Raw genomic sequence first — 23,049 nt, 5'->3', positions numbered from 1 at the left:
GCACACCGTCAGACCCGAGCGGCGGTCGAGCGCACGGTTGCGCGCGGCAGCGGCCGCGGAAATACGAGTATTGCCACGAGCGCGCACACGCTCGCTGCGGCCCACACCGCGGGCCATGATCCCGCTGACAAAAGCAGCGGAATAGCCAGCGGCGTGACGAACAACGTCATGAACGCGCCCGTGTTGCCCATCGCGAGAGACGTGCCCGCGCGGCGCGTGCCGGCGAGCGTCGCGAGTTCGGTGAATGCGACACCATGCCATGCCGATGCGCACAAACCGGCCATGGCAAGCATGCCCGCCAGCATCACGCGTTGCGTTTGACCGTGGGGACCGGCCCCCGTCATCAATATGACGACGATCGCGATAACCGCAAACAGGAGCGCGGTGATGAGACTGCAGGCGCGCAGATACGCGCGCCGGTTGCCGCGTCGATCGGTCCAGCGGCCGCTCGAGATGCGTGCGACGGAGGCGCCTGCTTGCACGGTCACGAGGGTCGCGCTGATCATCACGAGATTCGCGTGAACGAAGTCGTGCAGAAAGACGGCGGTAAACGTGATGACCGCAGCCTGCGGTACGCAGAGCATGCCGATGCCGAGCGCGACCCGCCATACGCTCAAGTCGCGCAGCGGCGAGACGGCATGGCGCGCGCCGGGCATCGCCGCAGCCTCGGTCGCCGACGCAGACGACGGCGGCGGCTCGTGCAACCAATACCATGTCAAGGCCGTGGTCACGCCGCACAACAAGGCAAGCAGGCCGAACACAGCGGCGAATCCGCCTTGCGATGCCAACGCGGGCAACACCAGCGCGCCGAGCCCGCCGCCCGCAGGTACCGCGGTTTGCCGGATGCTCATCGCGAAACCGCGTTCGCCTTCGGCAAACCACGCCATCACGGCCCGCCCGCTCGAACCGTTGACACTGCCGCCTAGCAGGCCAACCACGAGCAACCCGCCTGCGAGCACGACGAAACTTCGCGCATGATCGGCCACCGGACCGGACACGAGAGCGAAAGCGTGGCTGGACGCGTCGGCACTACGCGCAACCGCAAACATCGCCATCGCGGCCAACGCCGCGCCCGTCGACGCAAGCCCGAGCAGCAGCACGCGACGGTCGCCCCAACGATCGGTCAGCAGGCCCCATGGTACTTCGCTCAACGCAATACCGAGACCGAGCATCCCGAGCACAAGTCCCAATGCGCTATTGGCAAGGTGGTAGTCCGCGCGCAGATATACCGCGGTCGCGGGGATGCCCGAGAACGCGGCCGCAAAGCTCGCGTTGGCGGCAAAGCCGACGCCCAGCACCTTCCACCGATGGCCCATCGCACGGACCGCATTGTTCAAACCTCGTTCGCACTGCATTGCCGCTCTCCGCAAAAGGCATTGACAGGGCCGATCGTACGGGGCCACCATCTATCGGAAAAGCGGGAATATTCAATGCCATCCATCGGATATTCCGAAACCCCGAAACAGACTCTGTCCGAGCCCTTCACACCTACGTTTTCCCGAGCCGCATCCATGAATCAGCGCGCATTCGATTTGAACCAGTTGCGAACCTTCGTCGCTGTCGCCGAAGCGGGCAGCGTATCGGCCGGCGCGCAACGCGTGTTCCTGTCGCAGTCGTCGGTCAGCGAGCAGTTGAAGAAGCTCGAGGAGCGCACCGGCCAGCCGCTCTTCGTGCGCGGCAAGCTCGGCGTCACCGCGACACCCGCCGGCGCGCGGCTGCTCGAGCACGCGCGCCGGATCCTCGCGATGAGCGAAGCGGCGTTCGATGATCTGCAGGGCCGCTCGCTCGACGGCGAGCTGCGTATCGCAGTCACCGACTACTATCGTCCGCACGACATCGCCCGCGTGCTGAAGTCGTTCTCCGAACAGCATCCGCGGCTCAAGCTGCATGTGACGGTTTTGCCGAGCGCTGTCATCGACAGTGGCGAAGCCAACGACGCCGCCTTCGACATCGGCCTGTCGCTGCGTATCGTCACGCCCGGCAATCGGCGTGCGGGAGCAGGCACATCGCGCAAGGCGAGCACTGTCGTCAGGCGCGAGAAGCTGCTGTGGGTCACGAGCGCCGACGCCGACGCGCGCACGTCCGCACGCGCGGCTTCGCATGTCACGGATCACCCGCCGCCTTATCGCCTCGTGCTGCTGCCGTCGACCTGCCAGTTGCAGCGCTTCATCGTCAAGCTGCTCGACGAGCGCAAGGTGCAGTACGTCGTATCGCATTCGGCGTCGGGCGTCGCGGGCCTGCAGCTCGCGCTCAAGGCGGGGCTCGGCATTTCATGCCTCAACGAATCGTCGCTCGGCGCGGGCCTCGTGCCATGCGCAGCGAACATCGGCCTGCCGCCGCTGCCGTCGGTCGAATTCCATCTGCTGCCGGCGCGCGTCGGCGAAAGCGAACGGGTCACCGAGGCACGCACCGCATTTGCGCGGCTGCTCGCCTGAGCGAGCACGGAAACGGGAAAGTGGATGCAAACATGTCGCGTGCATGACGATACGGCTATGCGATTAAAAATTCGTTGGTTAATAGACATAGATCAAATGGATCGAACACCCTCCGTTGAAAGCTCAAACGAGGGCACGTATGATGGTCAGGATTCGCAGTAGCAGGTAGCAGACTGTCGCGGGGCGCCAAGGTCCCGCGAGGGTGCAAAAACAATTCGAAGTAGAAGCCAACCCTCACTACCTACGAGGCTCCTCGTGCGTCGCGGAACTGTCGGCATATCGGTCGTGCTTTTCATAGGCCTGCTACTGGCCGACGCGGCCATTCCAGCTTGCGCAGCCGATACCGCCGCCGATGCGGGGCGCACGGCCGCGACGACATCAACCACCACCCAGACTGCCGCTCAGAACGCCACCCAAACCGCAGCGCCAGGCAAGGCCGCCTCGATGCCATCGGCCATGGATGAACGGATGCATGCGTGCACAACCTGTCATGGCGTCCAGGGCCAGGGACGCAACAACGATTACTTTCCTCGCATCGCGGGCAAGCCGGCGGACTATCTGTTCAACCAGCTGATCGCATTCCGCGACGGCGGACGCAACTATCCGCCGATGGGCTATCTGCTCGCGTTCCTGCCCGACCCTTATCTGCACAAGATCGCCGAATACTTCGCCGCGCTGCAGCCGCCCTATCCGAACCCGGACACGCAGCCGCTGCCTGCGACCGTGCTCGATTACGGCAAGACGCTCGTCATGCAAGGCGATCCGTCGCGCAAGCTGCCCGCATGCGCGTCGTGTCACGGCGCGCGGCTCACCGGCACGCAGCCCGGCATTCCGGGCCTGCTCGGCCTGCACGCGAGCTATATCGCCGGGCAGATGGGCACATGGCGCTCGGGCACGCGCCACGCGATCGCGCCCGACTGCATGCATACGATCGCCGTCAAGCTGACCGATCGCGACATCACGGCGGTGTCGAGCTGGCTCGCGCGTCAGCCGAGGCCCGCCGATCCGACGCCCGCGCCGAAGCACACGGGGCGGCTGCCGATGGCATGCGGGAGTCAACCGGAATGAAGCCGATCTTCTATCCCGCTGGACTGATGGGACGCATGACGCGATCGATCGCGATCCGTTCTTTCGCAACCCGAACCGCCCTCACCGTCGTGGCGCTCGCGTGTGCGGCAATGCTCGCGCACGCGCCGTTCGTCGAGAAAGCCCGCGCCGCCGAAGCTGCCGGAACCGCGGCCGCTGCGAACGCGGGTACAAGCAGCCCGGCAAGCGCCCCGGACACGCGCCCGGAGATCGTGATCCGCGGCGAGTATCTGGCGCGCGCCGGCGACTGCGTCGCGTGCCACACCGCGCCGCGCGGCAGGACATTCGGCGGCGGCCTCGCGATGGAAACGCCGTTCGGCACGCTGTATTCGCCGAATATCTCTCCGGATGTGCAATACGGCATCGGCACCTGGAGCGCGGACGCATTCTTCAACATGATGCGCACGGGCAAAGCGCCCGATGGCAAGCTCATCTATCCGGCAATGCCGATCGCGCAATATACGAAGGTCACCCGCGAGGACTCCGATGCAATCTTCGCGTACCTGATGTCGGTGCCGCCCGTGCATCAGCCGAACCGACCGCACGAACTGCGCTTCCCGTTCAATCATCGCGATCTGCTGATCGGCTGGCGCTCGCTCTATTTCCGCGAAGGCGAATTCAAGCCCGATCCGACGCGCTCGGTCGAATGGAACCGCGGCGCTTACCTCGTCGAAGGGCTCGGCCACTGCACGATGTGCCACACGAAGATCAACATGCTCGGCGGCTCGTCGCGCGACAAGCAGTTCGCGGGCGGCCTGATTCCGGTGCAGAACTGGTACGCGCCGTCGCTGACCTCGGACAAGGACGGCGGCCTCGGCGACTGGAGCATCAAGGACATCGTCGACCTGCTGCAAGCGGGCATTTCCGATCGCGGCGCCGTGTACGGTCCGATGGCCGAGGTGACCTATCACAGCCTGCAGTACATGAACGACGACGACGTCAAGGCGATGGCCGTCTACCTGAAGTCGCTGCCCGACAACGACCCCGGCCGCAAGACCGGCCCGTCGGCAAAGGCCGATCCGAAGATATTCGCGCGGGGCGAGCATATCTACGCGGACAAATGCGCGATGTGCCACGGCGCGAACGGCGAGGGCAAGCTGCAGCACTACCCGCCGCTCGCGCGCAATCAATCGATCGAAATGGACTCGGCCGTCAACCCGATCCGTATCGTGCTGAACGGCGGCTTCCCGCCCGGCACGCGGCGTAACCCCGAGCCCTACGGCATGCCGCCTTTCGCACAGGAACTGAACGATGCCGATGCGGCCGCGGTTGTCACGTATATCCGTACCGCGTGGGGCAATCACGGGCTGCCGGTGACGCCGAAAGAAGTGAACGACCTGCGCAACGCGCCGCTGCGCTGAAAGCGCGTGGCGCGGCCGCTTCGCGGCTGCCGCGCCGAACCCTTTGCATCGGGAGAACATGCAGATGGATGTCAACGAATCCTCCAGCGCCGGCGCTTCCGACGAAGACGTCGAGCGCATCGTCGCCGCCGGGCCGAGCGGCGCGATCGCGCTCGCCGGCGTCGCCGCGCTCGTCGTGCTGGCAATCTGGATCGGCTTCTACTTTCTCGTTTTCCTGCCGCGCGGCGTCATCCAGTAAGCGCTAATCATGTCGAGCCAACCTTCCGATCATCGAAACGGCGGCAGCCCCGCAGAACGCGTCGCCGCGCTCGCCGAGCGCCGCTGGGCCTGGTTCGCGGGCGCGATCATCGTGCTGATGCTCGCGGTCGTGGTATTCACGGGACTGCATTGGGCGATCATGCCGCCGTCGCGCGTCGAAACCATCGACCCGTCACGGCTGCAAATTTCAGGGGAGTTCGTCGAGAGCAATCTCGGCAGCGCGGTCGAACCCGACGGCTCGGTCATCGTGCGTTTCATCGCGCAGCAATACTCGTTCACGCCGCAGTGCCTGCTCGTGCCGGCCGATACGCCGGTCACACTGCGCACGACGAGCGCGGACGTCGTGCATGGCCTGCTGATCGCCGACACGAATGTGAACACGATGGTCGTGCCCGGCTACGTCGCCACGCTCACGACGCGCTTCGACAAGCCCGGCGAGCACCTGATGCCATGCCACGAGTTCTGCGGCTTCGGCCATCAGACGATGTGGGCCCACGTGAAAGTGATCGACAAGGCCGCCTTCTTCGAGCAGGCGCGACAAAACCGGAGGCTCAGCTGTGTTGAACGCTAGGCGACTCGTTCTTGCGCATTTCTGGCTCGCGTTTATCGCGTTCATCATCGCGCTCTTTCTCGGCGCCTGGCAGATGCTCGTGCGCAGTCCGCTGCACCCATGGCTCGGCAACCCCGAGCTCTACTACCGTTCGGTGACCGAGCACGGCACGGTGATGGCCTACGTGCTGCCGACGCTCGTCGCGATGGGCTTCGGCTATGCGATCGTCGAACTCGCGTTGAAGCAGGCGCTGGTCGGCCTCAAGTGGGGCTGGGCCGGTTTCATCCTGCTCGCGATCGGCGCCGTGGTCGCGACGATTCCGGTTGCGATGGGCCGCGCATCGGTGCTCTACACGTTCTATCCGCCGATGATCGGCAACGCGTTCTATTACATCGGCGTGGTGCTGGTCGTGGTCGGCTCGTGGATCTGGGTGGCGCTGATGCACGTGAACCTGCGCGTATGGAAGCGCGCGAACCCCGGCAAACCGGTGCCGCTTGCGATGTTCGCGAATGTCGCCGGCGCCTATCTGTGGGCGTGGACCGCGGTCGGCGCCGCCGTCGAGATCCTGTTTCAGATCCTGCCCGTCGCGCTCGGCCTGAAGTCGACCATCGACGCGGGCCTCGCGCGCGTGCTCTTTTCGTGGACGCTGCACGCGATCGTCTACTTCTGGCTGATCCCCGCGTATATCGCGTATTACACGATCGTGCCGCGTGCCATTGGCGGGCGTCTGTACAGCGATTCGATGGCGCGCGTGTCGTTCATCCTGTTCCTCGTGTTCGCGATGCCGATCGGCATTCACCATCTGTTCGCCGATCCGCAAGTCGGTTCGGGCTTCAAGTTCCTGCATGCGGTGTTCACCGGCATGGTCTCGGTGCCGACGCTGCTGACCGTGTTCACGATCTGCGCGTCGGTCGAAATCGCCGGCCGGCTGCGCGGCGGCAAGGGTGCGTTCGGCTGGCTCGCCCCGCTGCCGTGGCGCAATCCGATGATGCTCGTCATCGCGTTCTCGTTCATCATGCTCGGCTTCGGCGGCGCCGGCGGGCTCATCAACATGAGCTACCAGCTGAACGAATCGGTGCACAACACGCAGTGGGTCACCGGCCACTTCCATCTGATTTTCGGCGGCGCGATCGTGATCATGTACTTTGCGATCGCCTATGAGCTGTGGCCGCAGCTCACCGGCCGCGCGCTCGGCCACGTCGGCCTGATACGCACGCAGCTATGGCTGTGGTTCATCGGCATGATGGTCGTGACGATTCCCTGGCACTACGTCGGGTTGCTCGGCGCGCCGCGCCGCATGGCGTATTACGACTACAGCGCGCCCGGCATCGAAGCGCAGGCCGTGTGGGTCGCCATGTCGGCATTCGGCGGACTCGTGCTCGTCGTCTCGGGCGTGATGTTCATCTATATCCTCGTCAAGGGACAGTTCGGACCCACTCGGGCGGGAGATGAGCAGCCGCGGCCGTTCGGCTTCAGCGTGCCCGCACATCCGGTCGACCGCGTGCCGGCGGCGCTCAACGGTTTCGGTATGTGGGTCGCACTGATGATCGGCCTCACGGTCGTCAACTACAGCGTGCCGATCGCGCAGCTGGTCGCGCTGCCGCAAACTTCCGTGCCCGCGGTGGCGGTAGGAGCGTCGCGATGAGTGAAGAGCGCGTATTCAGCTTGCGCAATCGCTGGTTCACCGCGGGCGTCGGCTATACGCTCGCGATCGCGATCGTCGCGATACTGATCGGCTTTGTCTGGCTGCCGTCGAAACATCCGGACTTCACGCGCGGCGGCTTGTGGGCAACGATCTGCCGCGCGGCCGGTGCGCCGGAATCGTGGTACAGCGGCGCGGACGACATCGCGGGTGCACCGCCGAGCGATGTGATCGTGATGCCGCCGCTGCACCGCGTGCATGCCGATGCGGTATCGATCGGCCGCGGCGCGACGCTCGCGCAGAACTGCTCGATGTGCCACGGCGTGCAAGGCGTCGTGATGGTCACGTCGCCCGTGCTCGCGGGCCAGTATGCGGATGCGATCTACAAGCAGCTGCGCGACTACCAGAGCGGCCAGCGGCCGAACTCGATCATGCCGCCCATCATCCGCAATCTGAACGACCGCGATCTTCACGACCTCGCCGCGTACTATGCGTCGCTGCCGCGACCGGGTCCGGCAGAAGCGGGCGGCGCGGCGGCGGCAGGTGCGGACAATAGCGCGGAAGCCAGGGCCATTCGCAAGCTCGTCAACGAAGGCGACCCGATGCGCAATATCGCCCCGTGCGCCGCATGTCACGGCGAGCGCGACCGCAAAGGTGCGGCGCCGTGGCTCGGCGGGCAGTCTTCGGTCTATCTCGCGGGGCAGTTGCGGCTGTTCGCTAACGGCCAGCGCCGCAACGACATCAATGAGCAGATGCGCAACGTCGCGCGCAACATGACGCCGGAGGAAATCGCCGGCGTGGCGAAGTATTACGCGGCACAGCCGTGAACGCGCCGCAACGCTCTGGAAGACACGCATTGCACTTCACGCACGATAAGGGCACATTGCCGGATTGATTGCGCCCGCATCGTCCCTGCCGCATCTGTGCATCGTCACCGCAAGGGCCCTGTGCGCCGGCGCCATGTTTCGCGTCCCGGAGCCCCTCCGATGCAGGAAATCACGTCAGCGCTCGTCGTGTTCGTCGCGCTGCTCATCGGCACCGCGATCGGCTGGTTCGTCAAGCCGCTGCTGCCCGAAGAACACAAGGCGCATGAAACCGTGCAGCTGATCCAGCTCGTGATCGGCATGCTCGTTACGTTCGCGGCGCTCGTGCTCGGTCTGCTCACGGCTTCCGCGAAAAACAGCTTCGATACGGTCGGCAACGACTTTCGCGCCTACGCGTCGGACCTGATCCGGCTCGATCAGACGTTGCGCGAATACGGTAAGGATGCCGAGCCGGTGCGTACGATGCTGCGCGTCTATACCGCCGAAGCGATCGCTTCGACATGGCCGAACGAGCCCGCGCCGCCGGGCGATTACTACCCGAAGCGCGCGTTTCCGTCGACTGCCTATAACCGCCTCGAGAGCATCGAACTCGGCCAGATGCTGACCGCCGCGACCATGGAGGCGCGCAACCTGCGGGCGCAAGACGCCGCGCAACAGCGCGCGCTGAACCAGATACTGAGTCAGTTCGACCGGCTCGTCGCCGCGCGCTGGAAGCTGCTCGAAGAGGTGCACAGCTCGATCTCGCGGCCGTTTCTCACGACGCTCGGATTCTGGCTGTTCGTGATCTTTCTGAGCTTCGGGCTGATCGCGCCGCGCAACGCGCTTGCACTCGTGATGATCTCGCTCGGCGCGGTGTCGATTGCGTCGGCGATGTACGTGATCGTCGACCTCGATACGCCGCTGACCGGCCCGCTCACCACATCGAGCCAGCCGATGCGCGATGCGCTTTCGCATCTGGACCGCTAGCGCAGCGCCGCGCGTGACGCGCTTGCCGCCGCGGGCCCGGCAGCCGCCGGCGCGGCCGTCTCGAACACTTCACGCAGCCAGTCCGCGAAGGCGCGCACGCGAGACGACAGCTGCCGGTTCTGCGGATAGAGCACCGTGACCGGCATCGGTGGCGGTGCAAACTGCTCGAGAACGATTTTCAACTGCCCGCGTGCAAGTTCATCGGCAATCCGGTAGCGCGGCACCTGAACGAGACCCAGGCCCGAAAGCGCCGCACCGGTATAGAGATCGGCCGATGTCACAGCGACGGTTCCGCCGACCACGACCTCGGTCACGCGAGCGTCGACGGTGAATTCGAATGGCATCGGGCTGCCGCTCGCGCTCGAAACGAAGTTCACCGCGCGATGCACGCGCAGTTCGTCGAGGGTTTGGGGTTCGCCGTACGCGTCGAGATACGCGGGGCTCGCGACCGTCACCTGTTCGAGCCGCGCAAGGCGCCGTCCGACCATCGACGAATCCTGCAGCGTTCCGGCGCGCAGCACGCAATCGACGCCTTCGCGCACGAGGTCGACAAAGCGGTCGTCCTCGGCAAGGTGCAGTTCGATCTCCGGGAAGCGTCCCAGAAACTGCGGCAGTGCGGGCATCACGAAGTGGCGCGCGAGCGTGCCTTGCAGATTGGCCCGCAACAGCCCCTTTGGCGCGACATGGCGAAACGAGCCTTCCGCCTCGTCGAGGTCGGCGAGCAGCCGGAGGCAGCGTGCGTAATACGCCTCGCCGTCGTGCGTGAGGCGCACCGAACGCGTCGTGCGTTCGAGCAGCCGTGCCCCGAGGCGCTTCTCCATTCGCTTCATCAGGTTCGTGACGGTCGCCCGTGGAATCTGCAGATCGTCCGACGCGCGCGTAAAGCTTTGCCGCTCGGCGATCCGCACGAAGACCTGCATTTCCTGAAACCGGTCCATGTTTCGCTCCGTCGCGCCGGAAAGAGCAACTTTCCGGTGCGGTTCATTTGTTAAAGCAAATGGAATGATTATGCCAATTTGCACGTGATTATCTCGCGACGCATTTCGTCCATGATTGGTTTCACCAACTCGACACCTTCAAAGGAAACGAATCATGAACGCGATCAGGAACGAAAAAGTGGCTCTCATCACCGGCGCGGCGCGCGGCATCGGCGCAGCGGTTGCGTCGCGACTCGCGGCGGACGGGTTCGCCGTTGCGATCAACTACGCATCGAGCGCGAAGGCGGCCGAGGCGCTCGTCGCCGAACTGCGCGAGGAAGGCACAATGGCGATTGCAGTAAAGGGCGACGTGGCGAACCCGGCCGATGTGCGGCGCATGTTCGACACGGTCGAAAAAGAACTCGGCAAGGTCGACGTGCTCGTCAACAATGCGGGCGTGATGAAGGTCGTGCCACTCAACGACACCACCGACGAAGCCTTCGAACAGACGATGAACACCAACGTACGCGGCACGTTCAACACGATGCGCGAAGCGTGGTCGCGGATTGCCGAAGGCGGCCGCATCATCAACTTCTCGAGCACGTCGATCGCGCTCAACAAACCCGGCTATGCGCTGTACAACGCATCCAAGGGCGCAGCCGAAGCGCTGACGCGCGCGTATTCGCAAGAACTGCGCGGCCGCAATGTGACGGTCAACGCGGTCGCCCCGGGGCCGATCGGCACCGATCTCTTCTACAAGGGCAAAACCGAACAGCAAATCCAGGCTTTCGCGAACATCCCGCCGCTGCAGCGCCTCGGCCGGCCCGATGAAATCGCGGCGGTCGTGTCGTTCCTCGCCGGCCCCGACGGCGGCTGGGTGAACGGACAGATTCTGCGAGCGAACGGCGGCGCCGCATGAACGCGAGCGGCGGCCGACGGGCGCAATGCGGCTGAACCCGACGATCAGCAGTTCGAAGATCTCGCGCGAGCCTCACGAAGCCGCTTCAGGCGGCCGCATGCGTCGCGCGTCGCTGCGTCGCTGCGTCGCTCAATTGAGCGAGTGCAGGTAAGCCGCCACGGCCCGTGCGTCGTGCTCGTTCAGACGGTAGGCGGGCATCGGCGGACGCGCGATTGCGCCGCCCGGCGTGTGGCCTGTCTCGAGAAACGTCGCGAGTTGCGCTTCCGTGTACCCGGCCGGCAGGCCCGCGAGCCTGACGGAGCGATTGGTAAAGCCCGGTACCGGCACATCCGGTGTGAAATGAAGTTCTGCGCCCTGCAGGTCCTGAGCGCCAATCGGCATCCCGTGGTCATCCTTCGGCGTATGGCAGTCGGTGCACATGCCAACGCGATGCACGATGTAGTTGCCGTGTGCGATCAGCGCCGCTTCCGAATCGATGGGAGGCTTCGCGAAAGCAGCTGTCGGCGCAAATGCGAGCGGCAGGGCGAGCATGCAAAGCGCCTTGATGGCATGGCGTACCAGGCGGGCAGCACGCGGGTCGCGCGCCGCGCGTCTGATAAGCGAAGCAGACTTCGACTGATTGTCCGTCATTTCATTGTTCTCCAACGGGTTGTAGGTGCCGCGGGCCGATCGCCCGGGCGGTTTTTTGTCGGGGCGGAACGGCACCGCCTTGCCGCAAAAAACACCGTCGAAAATCGCTTTATTCCGAATGCTTAAATGGCGGACTGTTATCGAGAATCAGGCGATAAACGCGCTTTTCCCGCTTCGCTTCACCGGACGAATGGTCGCGTACCGGCTTGCGCGAAGCACGCGATGCATTTAACGGGCGACGCGTGCATACTGTCCCTGCGGTTAGAAGCTATGAGTCAATTTAGCCTTGCAATAGGGCTGCAATTGCCTATTTTTACTTTTGCTTTTCCGCAGTTTCCGATTCGTTACGCTGGCCCCCCATAACCGAGACAAAAAGGAGCTGTCATGAGCGCGATCAATCTATTGAAGGTGATGGTTGTTGCAGGATGCGTGGCTGTCACGTCGAGCGCCTGGTCGCAGACGAGCGATTCGATGGCGAATCCGTCGACCGCCACCACGACCGACGCAAAAGCGATGAAAAAGGCGGACCGCAAGCTCGCTCGCGACGTACGCCGCGCGATGGCGAAAGCTCAAGGCTTCGACGTCTCCAATGTGTTCGTGAAAGCCCGAGGCGGTGCGGTGACGCTCTCCGGCACGGTGCCGGAAGGAGACCAGATCGCCCAGGCGGGCGAGATCGCGAAGGGCGTCGCCGGCGTGAAGTCCGTGAACAACAAGGTCACGCTCGGCGTGCAAGGCGGCGGAAACTGACACGCGGCGCGTCGCCGACGGCGAAAACGGCACCGGCAGTGTGGAAAGAACCCCGCGGCGACGCGGGGTTCCTTTTTTCGAGCGGGGAACCCACTCCGCATGGCCCAGCGGGCGACATGGCAGGTCATTATTACCTGCTGCGTTCATAAAGTCGGCTATTAAAAAAGATCGGCTGAACGCGGAATAAAGCACGCGCCAAGGTGTTATCCGTCCAATCGGCCGCCTTGCGCGGTTCATTCAAAACACAATAACCGGGGAATTGCGTTGACCGGACGACCCTTGGCACTTATTCAGCCAGCACCATGGCCACTAGTTCACCCCGCCTGAACTCCGGCCTCCTGCACGCGATCCGTCTGTTCGTGCGGGTCGTCGACGCGCGCGGCTTCACTGCCGCCGCCTTGCAATCCGACCTGACCGCGGCGCAAGTGTCGCGGATGATCGGCGAGCTGGAGCAAAGGCTCGGCACCAAACTGCTGCATCGCAATTCCCGCCACGTGTCGCTGACGGGCCCCGGAGAGCGCTATCTGCTCAAATGCCGATCGATCCTCGACCTCGTCGACGAAGCCGAGAACGAGGCGCGCGATGCGGCGACGCGACCGGCCGGCACGTTGAAGGTGTCGTGCATGTCGAGCTTCGGCCGGCATCATCTGCTGCCGTTGCTGATGGAGTATCTGCAGCGTTATCCCGACGTGAAGGTCGAATTTACGACGCGTCAGAACGCGCCGGACGTGCTCGCCGAAGGAATCGATTCGAGCGTCTACTTCGCGCAGGAACTGCCGCATTCGACACTCGTCGGACGCAAGGTCGGCGGCGTGCGCGGTATCTTGTGCGCACGGCCCGATTACCTCTCGCATCACGGCACTCCGTCGCACCCCGAAGATTTGATGACCTATAGCTGCCTGAAGCTTGTCAATATCACGCGCGACTGGCAGCTTACCGACGGCGATTCGACGATTACGTTGCCGATATCCGGCCCATTCAGAGGGGACTCGCCGGATGCGGTGCTGAGCGCGGCGCTCAGCGGTCTCGGGATCGCGCTGCTGCCGCCATGGTCGATCATCGACAGCCTGAAGACCGGCGACCTCGTGCCGGTGCTGCCACAATGGCGCACGCCGGAAATCGGCGTCTATTCGCTGATTTCGTCGCGCCGCTATTTGCCCGCGCAAACGCGCGCGTGGATCGACCTGATCGCGGAGAAGTTGCCCGTAGCGCTCGGACGCGATGAACTGATGGTCTCGCGGTACATCGCGACGTCGACCGAAGTTTGATCGAGGTAAATATCGTACCGGCCTTTCGCCGCACGCATATCTGAATTGCGGCTGGCGAATAGCGCGCTTCGCGGCTGCTCGTTCAAGCACGGCGGCGCGGCGACCGGCATCGACAGGGTTCGTTACGTGACATGCAACGTTGCCTTTCGCCTATCGTGGTGTTGAACTGCTTTCGCAGTCTTTAACATCGGTCACAAGGTCGCGGTGGGCCGCTCGGTCCACCTCATACAAACTCCTTACTCACACCCATTGCTTTACAGGTCCCGCTTTTTCGCGCGGACCGGGCATGGCTTGTGGTCGCGAGGCTTGCCACGCGTGCGATTGCGTTTGAGTTCGGGGGCATTCAGGGGGCACTGACGTATGATCAACCAGGACAGCATCGCCGGTATCGAGTCGTTGCCGCGCATCTGGGCATTCGCGCTGCGCCTCACCGAACAGGAACGGGACGCCGAGCGGCTCGTCGTGCAGGCATGCCGGCGCTTCTCGGCCGGAGATTTGAGCCGTGGCGCGTCGCGTTGCCTGCGCCCGCTGCACCGGTTCTTTTCGATCATGGCGACGCTCTGGCTCGAAGAAGGGTACGCGCAGCGTTATGCGCAGCTGCGGCCACTCGGCGGCGATTGCGCGTGCGCGCCGGGCGACTCGCGCGAGCGTCCCGCGACGGAATGCATCCATTGTCTGTTGCGACACGCAGTCGCGTCGCTTCCCGATTCGCAACGCGTACCGATGCTGCTCGTACTCGTCGAGGGTTTGAGCTATGCGGAGGCGGGCGACGTGCTCGGCATCTCGAAGAACGAGGTTGCCGAAATCGTCGCGCAAGGGCGGGCCAAGGTCGCGGGTATGCTCAGCAAGCATCGGCAATATAGCGGCGCCTGGCAATCCGAATTGTGCTGAAGGACTATCGCCGGGGTGTTGCGGCCGGATCGAACGGCTCGGCTCACCGGGACAGGCGCTTGGCGTCAGACCGCTGAACAATCAAAAGGCCGGAACCTTTGGTGTAAGGTTCCGGCCTTTTTCGTTCCGGACTTCGGACTGTTGCCACAGCGGATACGAACGACTACGACAGTCAAGGCACCGCGCGCGGCGCACCCGTCAGAACGGAATATCGTCGTCCATCTCGTCGAATCCGCCGCCGGCCGGCGCGCTCGGCCGGCTTGCAGCACCGCCGCCACTGCGCGCACCGCCCCCGCCGCCGCCTGCCGCGCGTCCACCGCCGCTGCGTTCAGCCGGTTCACGGTTGTAGCCGCCGTCATCGCCACCGCCGCCCGAGCCGCCGCGGCCGCCGAGCATTTGCATCTGGTCCGCGACGATTTCGGTTGAATAACGATCGGTGCCGTCCTGCGCCTGCCATTTGCGCGTACGAATGCGTCCTTCGATATAAACCGACGAACCCTTCTTCAGGTACTCGTTCACGATTTCGGCCAGCCGCCCGAAGAACGAGACGCGATGCCACTCGGTCATTTCCTTCATTTCGCCGGACGCTTTGTCCTTGTAGCGGTCGGTCGTGGCAAGGCGAATGTTCGCCACTGCGTCGCCGCTCGGAAGGTAACGGACTTCCGGATCGGCGCCGAGATTGCCGACGAGAATGACCTTGTTCACGGATGCCATTGGTTTCTCCAGTTAATCATTGCTTGCGGGCGGCGGCGTCAAGCCTTGCGCGGAGGCTGTTTCATATTTGCGGCGATTATAAGCCAGCAGAAAACAAGCCCCGAACACGTAAAGAACACGGCACTCGATCCGTCGATTTTCAGAAGCCATCCGCCGACCACGCCGCCCAGCGCGAGTCCGATGGACTGCGTCGTGTTATAGACGCCGACCGCCGCGCCCTTGCGCGTGCCGGGCGCCAGCTTGGAGACCAGCGAAGGCTGCGACGCTTCGAGAATATTGAAGCCGAGAAAATAGACGAACAGGATCGCCGCCACGATCGCTATGGTATGCGCAGCGGCGCCCAGCAGTAACTGGCCGGTCAGGATAAGGAAAATCGCACCGACGAGCACCGCTTTCATCTTGCCGCGTTTCTCGGCCGCGATGATCGCGGGCACCATCATGACGAACGACAGCCCCATGACGGGCAGGTAGATCATCCAGTGCGAGCGCACCGGCAGGCCGTCCGCTTCGAGAATGCGCGGCACGACGAGAAAGAGCGCGGTCTGCGTGGCGTGCAGCACGAGCACGCCGAAATTGAGCCGCAGCAGTTCGACGTTGTGCAGTACCTCCCTGAACGGCGCGCGCACGTGCACGGGCTTCGGCGCATCGGGCACGACCCACAGCACGACGCCGACCGCGAGCACCGAGAACACGCCGACCAGCGCGAAGAGCCCGCTCATGCCGACCCACTGGAACACGACCGGTGCGCCGACGATCGCCACCGCGAACGAAATGCCGATGCTGCCGCCGACCATCGCCATGGCTTTCGTGCGATGTTCTTCGGAGGTCAGATCGGCGATGAACGCGATCACCGCCGACGACACCGCGCCCATGCCCTGAATGACGCGGCCGACGATGATCCACGTCATGTCGTGCGCGAGCGCGGCCACGAAGCTGCCGAGCGCGAAGATCAGCAGGCCCGTTGCGATCACGGGTTTGCGGCCGACCTTGTCCGACACCCAGCCGTAGAAGATATACAGCAGCGACTGCGTGACGCCGTACGCACCAAGCGCGACGCCGACGAGGAACACGTTGTCGCCGCCCGGGATCGTCCTCGCGTAGATCGAGAACACCGGCATGATCATGAAGAGACCGAGCATGCGCAACGCGAAGATCGACGCAAGCGCCACGGTCGCGCGCATCTCAGATGCGCTCATGCGAGTGGAAGCGGCAGACGGATTGGACATCGATGGAGATTTTCTGATGAACGTGCGGATGCGGGCTCGGACCCGGCTCGCGTTGGGTGACGCACCGCGCCCGCTTTTTGCTGCACTTGCGGTGACGCGCATTGCGATGCAGCGCATCTTGCCACACCGCCCGCTGCAACGCCCGATATACAGCGCGGACACAGCCCGCTGCGCCGCTGTTTCCCCCGAGCTTGCACAGGCTTTCGGGCACGATCAGGTCGCCATAACGGCGGTCTGGAAAAGTCGTTATAGTAGCAGGTTTAGTTTCCCTTCTTCCCGCAGGATTCATGGAACAAATCCGTATCCGTGGGGCTCGCACCCACAACCTGAAAAACGTCAATCTCGACTTGCCGCGTCACAAGTTGATCGTGATTACCGGGCTGTCGGGGTCGGGCAAGTCGTCGCTTGCGTTCGACACGCTATATGCGGAAGGGCAACGGCGCTACGTGGAAAGCCTGTCAGCGTATGCGCGGCAATTTCTACAACTGATGGAAAAGCCCGACGTCGATCTGATCGAGGGGCTGTCGCCGGCCATTTCGATCGAGCAGAAAGCGACGTCGCACAATCCGCGCTCGACCGTCGGCACGGTCACCGAAATTCACGACTATCTGCGCCTGCTGTTCGCGCGCGTCGGCACGCCTTACTGTCCGGACCACAACATTCCGCTCGAAGCGCAAAGCGTGTCGCAAATGGTCGACGCGGCGCTCGCGCTGCCGGAAGACACGAAGCTGATGATCCTCGCGCCCGTTGTCGCCAACCGCAAGGGCGAGCACGCGGAACTGTTCGAAGAGATGCAGGCGCAAGGCTTCATTCGTTTTCGCGTGCGCTCGGGCGGCGGCACCGCGAACGAAGGCGTCGCGAAAATCTACGAGGTCGATTCGCTGCCCGCGCTGAAGAAGAACGACAAGCACTCGATCGACGTCGTCGTCGACCGTCTGAAGGTGCGGCCGGATATGAAGCAGCGTCTTGCCGAATCGTTCGAAACGGCGCTGCGCCTTGCCGACGGCCGCGCGATCGCGCTCGAAATGGACACCGACACCGAGCATCTGTTCAGCTCGAAGTTCGCGTGCCCGATTTGCTCGTACTCGCTGCAGGAGCTCGAGCCGCGCCTCTTTTCGTTCAACAATCCGATGGGCGCGTGCCCCGAGTGCGATGGCTTGGGGCAGATCACGTTCTTCGATCCGAAACGCGTGGTCGCGCATCCGTCGCTGTCGCTGGCGGCGGGCGCGGTCAAGGGCTGGGATCGGCGCAACCAGTTTTATTTCCAGATGCTGCAAAGCCTCGCGGCGTTCTACGAATTCGACATCGACACGCCATTCGAAGATCTGCCCGAAAAAATCCGCAAGGTGCTGCTGTACGGATCGGGCAAGCAAACCATTCCGTTCTCGTACATCAATGAGCGCGGCCGCACGTCGGTGCGCGAGCACGTGTTCGAAGGGATCATTCCGAATCTCGAGCGCCGTTACCGGGAAACCGATTCGGTCGCCGTGCGCGAGGAGCTCGCGAAATATCAGAACAACCAGGCATGCCCCGCGTGCGAGGGCACGCGCCTGCGCCGCGAAGCGCGTTTCGTGCGAATCGGCGCCGACGATCACGCGCGCGGCATCTTCGAAATCAGCGGGTGGCCGCTGCGCGACACGCTCGGTTATTTCCAGACGCTGCGCCTCGAAGGCGCGAAGCGCGACATTGCCGACAAGGTGATCAAGGAAATCGTCGCACGGCTGATGTTCCTCAATAACGTCGGGCTCGATTACCTGTCGCTCGAACGCAGCGCCGAAACGCTGTCGGGCGGCGAGGCGCAGCGCATCCGGCTCGCGTCGCAAATCGGCTCGGGCCTGACCGGCGTCATGTACGTGCTCGACGAACCGTCGATCGGCCTGCATCAGCGCGACAACGACCGGCTCATCTCGACACTGAAGCACTTGCGCGACCTCGGCAACTCGGTCGTCGTCGTCGAGCACGACGAAGACATGATCCGGATGGCCGACTATATCGTCGACATGGGGCCGGGCGCCGGCGAGCACGGCGGCATGATCATCTCCGAAGGCACACCCGACGAAGTGCAGGCCGATCCGGCATCGCTGACAGGCCAGTATCTGAACGGCACGCGCCGCATCGAATACCCTGAAGATCGCAAGCAGCCCGACGAGCGGCATCTGCGCATCATCGAGGCGTACGGCAACAATCTGAAGCGCGTGACGCTCGACCTGCCGGTCGGCCTGCTCACATGCGTGACGGGCGTCTCCGGCTCCGGCAAGTCGACGCTGATCAACGACACGCTTTACCAGGCGGTCGCGCACCACCTTTACGGTTCGGCAACCGAGCCGGCGCCGTTCGAGGCGATCGAAGGCCTCGAGCACTTCGACAAGGTGATCAACGTCGACCAGTCGCCGATCGGCCGCACACCGCGCTCGAATCCGGCTACCTATACGGGCGTGTTCACGCCGATCCGCGAGCTGTTCGCGGGCGTGCCGGCCGCGAAAGAGCGCGGCTACGACCCGGGCCGCTTTTCGTTCAACGTAAAGGGCGGCCGCTGCGAAGCGTGTCAGGGCGACGGCGTGATCAAGGTGGAAATGCACTTCCTGCCCGACGTCTACGTGCCGTGCGACGTGTGCCACGGCAAGCGCTACAACCGCGAAACGCTGGAAGTGCAGTACAAGGGCAAGAACATCAGCGAAGTGCTCGACATGACCGTCGAACATGCGCACGAGTTCTTCAAGGCGGTGCCCGTCGTCGCGCGCAAGCTGAAAACGCTGCTCGACGTCGGCCTCGGTTATATTCGGCTCGGCCAGTCGGCCACCACGCTTTCCGGCGGCGAGGCGCAACGCGTGAAACTGTCGCTGGAACTGAGCAAGCGCGACACGGGTCGCACGCTATACATTCTCGACGAGCCCACGACCGGGCTACACTTCCATGACATCGCGCTCCTGCTCGAAGTCATTCACCGGCTTCGCGATCAGGGGAATACGGTCGTGATCATCGAGCATAATCTCGACGTGATCAAAACCGCCGACTGGGTCGTCGATCTCGGTCCGGAGGGCGGCGCGGGCGGCGGGCAGATCATCGCCCAAGGGACGCCCGAGCAGGTTGCGCAGTCGAAGGCAAGTTTTACCGGCCGTTATCTCGCGCCGCTGCTCGAGCGCGGGACGCAGCCGGCGCAAGCGGAATCAGCCAGTCCGAGCAGCAAGGCAGCACGCAACGCGGCGAACCGATCGGTGCGAGCCGCAAAGCAAAGTGCATAACCCAAGCGCGCATAACCCGAGGTTGGAGACTGGACAACGCCATGGCCAAGCGTAACGAGGCGACCGACGAAAAGCCGGTACAGGATCTACGCCCTCGCCCGGTCAGGCTGACGAGCGATATGAGTCTGCCGAAGCTGTCGGCGGTGGAAATCGGCAGCTATCTCGTCGCGCTGCTCGCGATGTGGGCGGTGCTCGAACTGAAGCTGCTCGGCGCGCTGCTCGCCGGCATGCTGGTGTTCCAGCTCGTGCACACGATCGCGCCTCGCATCGAGCGGCATATGTCGAGCCAGTGGGCGCGGTGGCTCTCGGTGGTGTGGCTGTCCATCATCATTGTGGGCGTGCTGACCGGCTTTACGATCGGCATCATCGAGCACTTCGAGCACGACGTGCCGAGCGTGCAGAAGCTGCTCGATCAGGCCATGCAGCTGATGAACGACGCGCGCAGCCGCGTACCGCAGTTCATCGCGGATAACCTGCCGGTCGATGCCGATCAGATGAAGGAAAAGGCCGCGTCGATGATGCACACGCACGCCGGCTTGCTGCAGCAAAGCGGCAAGATGGTCGCGCGCGGCTTTACGCATGTGCTGATCGGCATGATCATCGGTGCGATCATCGCGGTCGGCGCGCAAAAACACGTGCAGCGGCTGCCGCTTTCCACGGCGTTCATCCAGCGCCTGTCGCGCTTTTCCGATGCGTTCCGGCGCATCGTGTTCGCGCAGGTGAAGATCTCGAGCATCAATACCGTGTTCACCGGTATTTTCCTGCTGCTGTTGCTGCCGCTCTTTCACGCGCCGCTGCCGCTCGCGAAGACGCTCGTGATCATCACGTTCATCGTCGGGCTGCTGCCGGTGATCGGCAATCTGATCTCGAACACGCTGATCGTCGCAGTCGCGCTATCGGTCAGTTTTCCGGCGGCGGTCACGTCGCTCGTATTTCTGATCGTGATACACAAGCTCGAGTACTTCCTCAATGCGCGCATCGTCGGCGGACAGATCGAGGCGCGCGCGTGGGAGCTGCTGATCGCGATGCTCGTGATGGAAGCGGGCTTCGGCATTCCCGGCGTAATCGCAGCGCCGGTCTTCTACGCTTACATCAAGCGCGAGCTGATCTACTTGCGGCTGGTTTAGCACAAGCCCAGCCGCCACTTTCGCGGCCACTTTCGCGCCGCGTTCGCGCCGCCTGCGTGCTCACCGGCAGGCGGCCACGCAAGCCGCCAGTTCGCCAGTCCACGGCCGTCCTCAGCTCAGGCCGGTCAGAAGTCGAAGCGCGCGTTCAGCGCCAACGTGCGCGGATCGCCCGGTCCGACATAGTCCGCGTACTGGAACATCCAGTAGCGCCGGTTAAACAGATTGTCGACGGCCGCGCGCAGCGTCACATCGTGCCCGGCGAGGCGCGTCGTGTAGCTCGCGCCCGCATTCACCAGCAGATAGCCGCCTGTTTCCAGACCGCCCGCCGGACGTACTTCCGTGTTGCCCGTGTACTTCGCATCGACGCCGAGACGCAGCCCCGGCACGCCCGGCACCGCATAGCTGACGTAGCCGGCGCCGACGAACTTCGGCGCGCCCGCGACGCGATTGCCGACGTTCGCCGCGCCGCGCTCGTATTTCGTGTCGATCCACATCAGGTCGCCGCCGACGGTCCAGCTCCTGCCGAGCCGCACGTCGGCGCCCGCTTCGACGCCCTGAAAGATCTGCTCGCCGTCCTGCACGAAGACGTTTGCACCGTTCGGATATTCGGCGCCGCGTTCGATGCGGAACAATGCGGCGGTCGCGCTCCATCGCTCGTGTTCGCTCTTCACGCCGAGCTCGTACTGCTTGCTGCGGATCGGCGGCAGCAACGTGCCGCCGTTCGCGTACGTGGGCCCGACGATCGAACCCGGCTCGAGCGACTGGACGTAGCTCGTATAAAGCGTCGTCGTGCGTGCGAGCTTGAACATCAGCGCAACGGTCGGCGTGACGACGCCGTTCTTTCCGTACGTCGAGGTCGTGGCGCCGCCGAGCGCGTAGCCGTTCTGCTCGTAATTCGTGTATCGCACGCCGCCGAGCACCGACCAGCGCTCGGTCAGCTCGATCGTGTCGCTCGCGAACAGCGCCTTTTGCGTGATGTCGGCGCTCGGATAGGTCGTGAGGCCCTCCGGGCTATAGAACACGTTCGTATTCGGCTGATACAGATTGCCGGTGCCGATCTGGTCGTAGAAGCTCGTCACCTCATAGTCGTTGACCTGCTTCTGGTATGCGGCGCCGAACACCAGCTGATGGCCGAATGGCCCTGTCTTCACGTTCCCTTCGATCATCGCCTGCCACGACGTCAGCCGGTGCCCTTCCTTGCCCGCGAAACGGAAGTCGTCGTAGTCGCCGAGATAGTTCTGCAGGAAGAAAGTGCCTTCGTTGCGGTCGCGGTAGCTCTTGCTGAAGCCGTAGGTGAAGCTCGCGGTCCAGTCGGGCGTGAGGTTGTAGCGCAGGCCGGCCGTGTACCACTGCAGGTTCGTGTTCAGATGCTGGTCCGGGCCCGAGAGGTTGTCGCTGCCGCCGCTGACCGGCGGCGGCAGGTTGAGCCCCGGATACTGCGCGGTGTAGATCGCACTCGTGATGCCGGTCGCGCGGCGCTGCTGCCAGAGCAGGCCAAACGTCGCCGTCAGGTCGCGCGTGAGCCGCGCATCGAATGCGAGCGATACCGCGTCGCGTCGGATGGTCCCGTCGTTGAAGGTCTGCCCTTCCTCGTGCGTCGCGTTGATCCGGTAGCCGAACATCGCGTCCGGGCCGACGCGGCCGCCGAGATCGACGTGCTCGCTCCAAACGCCGTCGGTCCGATATCCGACGTCCACGCTGCCGAGAAACGCCGCCGAACGCGGCGGCTTCTTCGTCACGTAGTTGACGATGCCGCCCGGTGCGCCGAAGCCGTACATGAAACCCGACAAACCTTTGAGCAACTGAACGCTCTCGAGCTGCTCGTACGGCATCGTGACGCCATAGGCGTTGAACGGCAGGCCGTCGATCTTGAACGCGTTCTGCCAGTCGAGCTGCATGCCGCGCACCGTCACGTAACTCGCCCATGCGTTGTATGGATTGCCGTTGTCCGATACCGACGCGTCGCGCATGAACACGTCGCCGAGTTTGGCCGGCTGCAGCTCCTGTAGCTGCTCGTCGGTGACGATCGTGGTCGAGAACGGCGTATCGAGTTGCGAGCGGGTGCCGAGCGCGCCGCTGCTCACGTCTTCGTTCAGATGCAACGGCGTGTCCTGCGATGCGGTGATGCGCACCGCGGGCAGCGCTTTCTCTGCGGTGTCGGGCTGCGTGGCGCCGCTCGTCGTCTGCTGCTGTGCGAAGGCGGCCGGCGCGGCAACGGTGGCCATCGCCGCCGTCATCAACAGCGT

General features: G+C 64.0%; 21 protein-coding genes. 14 read left to right on the top strand and 7 right to left on the bottom strand.

From position 1 onward, the window contains the following. Nucleotides 1–8: 8 nt before the first annotated feature. A complete protein-coding gene (locus BTO02_RS02870; protein ID WP_075155742.1) occupies nt 9–1,355 on the bottom strand; it encodes an MFS transporter in 1,347 nt (448 codons plus the stop codon). A gap of 156 nt (nt 1,356–1,511) precedes the next feature. Here BTO02_RS02870 and BTO02_RS02865 point away from each other — a divergent pair, with 156 nt between their 5' ends. The 8 genes from BTO02_RS02865 (at nt 1,512) to BTO02_RS02835 (ending at nt 9,122) form a co-directional block, all read left to right on the top strand. Beyond that, nucleotides 1,512–2,435 carry a LysR family transcriptional regulator gene (locus tag BTO02_RS02865; RefSeq protein ID WP_075155741.1) on the top strand — a complete coding sequence of 308 codons (924 nt, stop codon included), beginning with the start codon at nt 1,512–1,514 and terminating at the stop codon, nt 2,433–2,435. 255 nt (nt 2,436–2,690) lie between these two features. After that, on the top strand, nt 2,691–3,503 hold the full coding sequence (locus BTO02_RS02860; RefSeq protein WP_442953431.1) for a c-type cytochrome: 813 nt from the start codon (nt 2,691–2,693) through the stop codon (nt 3,501–3,503). Then, complete coding sequence (locus BTO02_RS02855) at nt 3,500–4,882, top strand: c-type cytochrome (RefSeq protein ID WP_083614958.1); 1,383 nt, start codon at nt 3,500–3,502, stop codon at nt 4,880–4,882. Before BTO02_RS02860 ends, BTO02_RS02855 begins: the two co-directional genes overlap by 4 nt. Nucleotides 4,883–4,946: 64 nt before the next feature. Beyond that, complete coding sequence (locus BTO02_RS34695; RefSeq protein ID WP_198039176.1) at nt 4,947–5,120, top strand: hypothetical protein; 174 nt, start codon at nt 4,947–4,949, stop codon at nt 5,118–5,120. A 9-nt stretch (nt 5,121–5,129) separates the two neighbouring features. Next, nucleotides 5,130–5,711, top strand: a complete 582-nt coding sequence (locus BTO02_RS02850) for a cytochrome C oxidase subunit II (protein ID WP_075155739.1) — start codon at nt 5,130–5,132, stop codon at nt 5,709–5,711. Beyond that, entirely contained in the window at nt 5,698–7,335 is a 1,638-nt protein-coding gene (locus BTO02_RS02845; RefSeq protein WP_075155738.1) for a b(o/a)3-type cytochrome-c oxidase subunit 1, read from the top strand. Before BTO02_RS02850 ends, BTO02_RS02845 begins: the two co-directional genes overlap by 14 nt. Next, nucleotides 7,332–8,159 (top strand): c-type cytochrome, encoded by an 828-nt coding sequence (locus BTO02_RS02840; RefSeq protein ID WP_075155737.1) that lies wholly within the window; start codon nt 7,332–7,334, stop codon nt 8,157–8,159. The genes BTO02_RS02845 and BTO02_RS02840 overlap by 4 nt, the downstream gene beginning before the upstream one ends. Before the next feature lie 159 nt (nt 8,160–8,318). Further along, the gene (locus BTO02_RS02835; protein ID WP_075155736.1) at nt 8,319–9,122 is read left to right on the top strand and encodes a bestrophin-like domain; all 804 of its coding nucleotides are present in this window, start codon (nt 8,319–8,321) and stop codon (nt 9,120–9,122) included. Here the strand turns inward: BTO02_RS02835 and BTO02_RS02830 are convergent. Continuing rightward, nucleotides 9,119–10,060, bottom strand: a complete 942-nt coding sequence (locus tag BTO02_RS02830; protein WP_075155735.1) for a LysR family transcriptional regulator — start codon at nt 10,058–10,060, stop codon at nt 9,119–9,121. The genes BTO02_RS02835 and BTO02_RS02830 overlap by 4 nt on opposite strands. Before the next feature lie 154 nt (nt 10,061–10,214). Between BTO02_RS02830 and BTO02_RS02825 the strand changes: the two genes are divergently transcribed. After that, nucleotides 10,215–10,958: an SDR family oxidoreductase gene (locus tag BTO02_RS02825; RefSeq protein WP_075155734.1), complete on the top strand. Its 744-nt coding sequence runs from the start codon at nt 10,215–10,217 to the stop codon at nt 10,956–10,958. A gap of 129 nt (nt 10,959–11,087) precedes the next feature. Here the strand turns inward: BTO02_RS02825 and BTO02_RS02820 are convergent, their stop codons facing one another. Further along, nucleotides 11,088–11,489, bottom strand: a complete 402-nt coding sequence (locus tag BTO02_RS02820) for a c-type cytochrome (protein ID WP_198039175.1) — start codon at nt 11,487–11,489, stop codon at nt 11,088–11,090. Nucleotides 11,490–11,972: 483 nt separating this feature from the next. Here BTO02_RS02820 and BTO02_RS02815 point away from each other — a divergent pair, with 483 nt between their 5' ends. The 3 genes from BTO02_RS02815 (at nt 11,973) to BTO02_RS02805 (ending at nt 14,494) form a co-directional block, all read left to right on the top strand. Next, a complete protein-coding gene (locus BTO02_RS02815) occupies nt 11,973–12,335 on the top strand; it encodes a BON domain-containing protein (protein ID WP_075155732.1) in 363 nt (120 codons plus the stop codon). A gap of 302 nt (nt 12,336–12,637) precedes the next feature. Further along, nucleotides 12,638–13,603: a LysR family transcriptional regulator gene (locus tag BTO02_RS02810; RefSeq protein ID WP_075155731.1), complete on the top strand. Its 966-nt coding sequence runs from the start codon at nt 12,638–12,640 to the stop codon at nt 13,601–13,603. 360 nt (nt 13,604–13,963) lie between these two features. Further along, entirely contained in the window at nt 13,964–14,494 is a 531-nt protein-coding gene (locus BTO02_RS02805; RefSeq protein WP_075155730.1) for an RNA polymerase sigma factor, read from the top strand. Between the two features lie 198 nt (nt 14,495–14,692). Here the strand turns inward: BTO02_RS02805 and BTO02_RS02800 are convergent, their stop codons facing one another. From BTO02_RS02800 to BTO02_RS34690, 3 genes are read right to left on the bottom strand one after another with little or no spacing between them, the layout of a single operon-like run. Then, on the bottom strand, nt 14,693–15,208 hold the full coding sequence (locus BTO02_RS02800; RefSeq protein ID WP_075155729.1) for a single-stranded DNA-binding protein: 516 nt from the start codon (nt 15,206–15,208) through the stop codon (nt 14,693–14,695). Nucleotides 15,209–15,246: 38 nt separating this feature from the next. After that, on the bottom strand, nt 15,247–16,434 hold the full coding sequence (locus tag BTO02_RS02795) for an MFS transporter (RefSeq protein ID WP_075155728.1): 1,188 nt from the start codon (nt 16,432–16,434) through the stop codon (nt 15,247–15,249). After that, nucleotides 16,391–16,723 (bottom strand): hypothetical protein, encoded by a 333-nt coding sequence (locus BTO02_RS34690; protein ID WP_198039264.1) that lies wholly within the window; start codon nt 16,721–16,723, stop codon nt 16,391–16,393. Before BTO02_RS34690 ends, BTO02_RS02795 begins: the two co-directional genes overlap by 44 nt. Here BTO02_RS34690 and uvrA point away from each other — a divergent pair. Together uvrA and BTO02_RS02785 are read left to right on the top strand one after the other, a co-directional pair. Next, nucleotides 16,722–19,676: an excinuclease ABC subunit UvrA gene (uvrA, locus tag BTO02_RS02790; protein WP_232243429.1), complete on the top strand. Its 2,955-nt coding sequence runs from the start codon at nt 16,722–16,724 to the stop codon at nt 19,674–19,676. The genes BTO02_RS34690 and uvrA overlap by 2 nt on opposite strands. Before the next feature lie 41 nt (nt 19,677–19,717). Further along, entirely contained in the window at nt 19,718–20,803 is a 1,086-nt protein-coding gene (locus BTO02_RS02785) for an AI-2E family transporter (protein ID WP_075155727.1), read from the top strand. A gap of 125 nt (nt 20,804–20,928) precedes the next feature. Here BTO02_RS02785 and BTO02_RS02780 read toward each other — a convergent pair whose 3' ends face one another. Further along, nucleotides 20,929–23,028 carry a TonB-dependent siderophore receptor gene (locus tag BTO02_RS02780; RefSeq protein WP_232243428.1) on the bottom strand — a complete coding sequence of 700 codons (2,100 nt, stop codon included), beginning with the start codon at nt 23,026–23,028 and terminating at the stop codon, nt 20,929–20,931. Nucleotides 23,029–23,049 lie beyond the last annotated feature (21 nt).

This window comes from Paraburkholderia sp. SOS3 (assembly GCF_001922345.1).
Taxonomy (GTDB): domain Bacteria; phylum Pseudomonadota; class Gammaproteobacteria; order Burkholderiales; family Burkholderiaceae; genus Paraburkholderia.
This window is presented reverse-complemented; position numbering and strand designations above follow the sequence as displayed.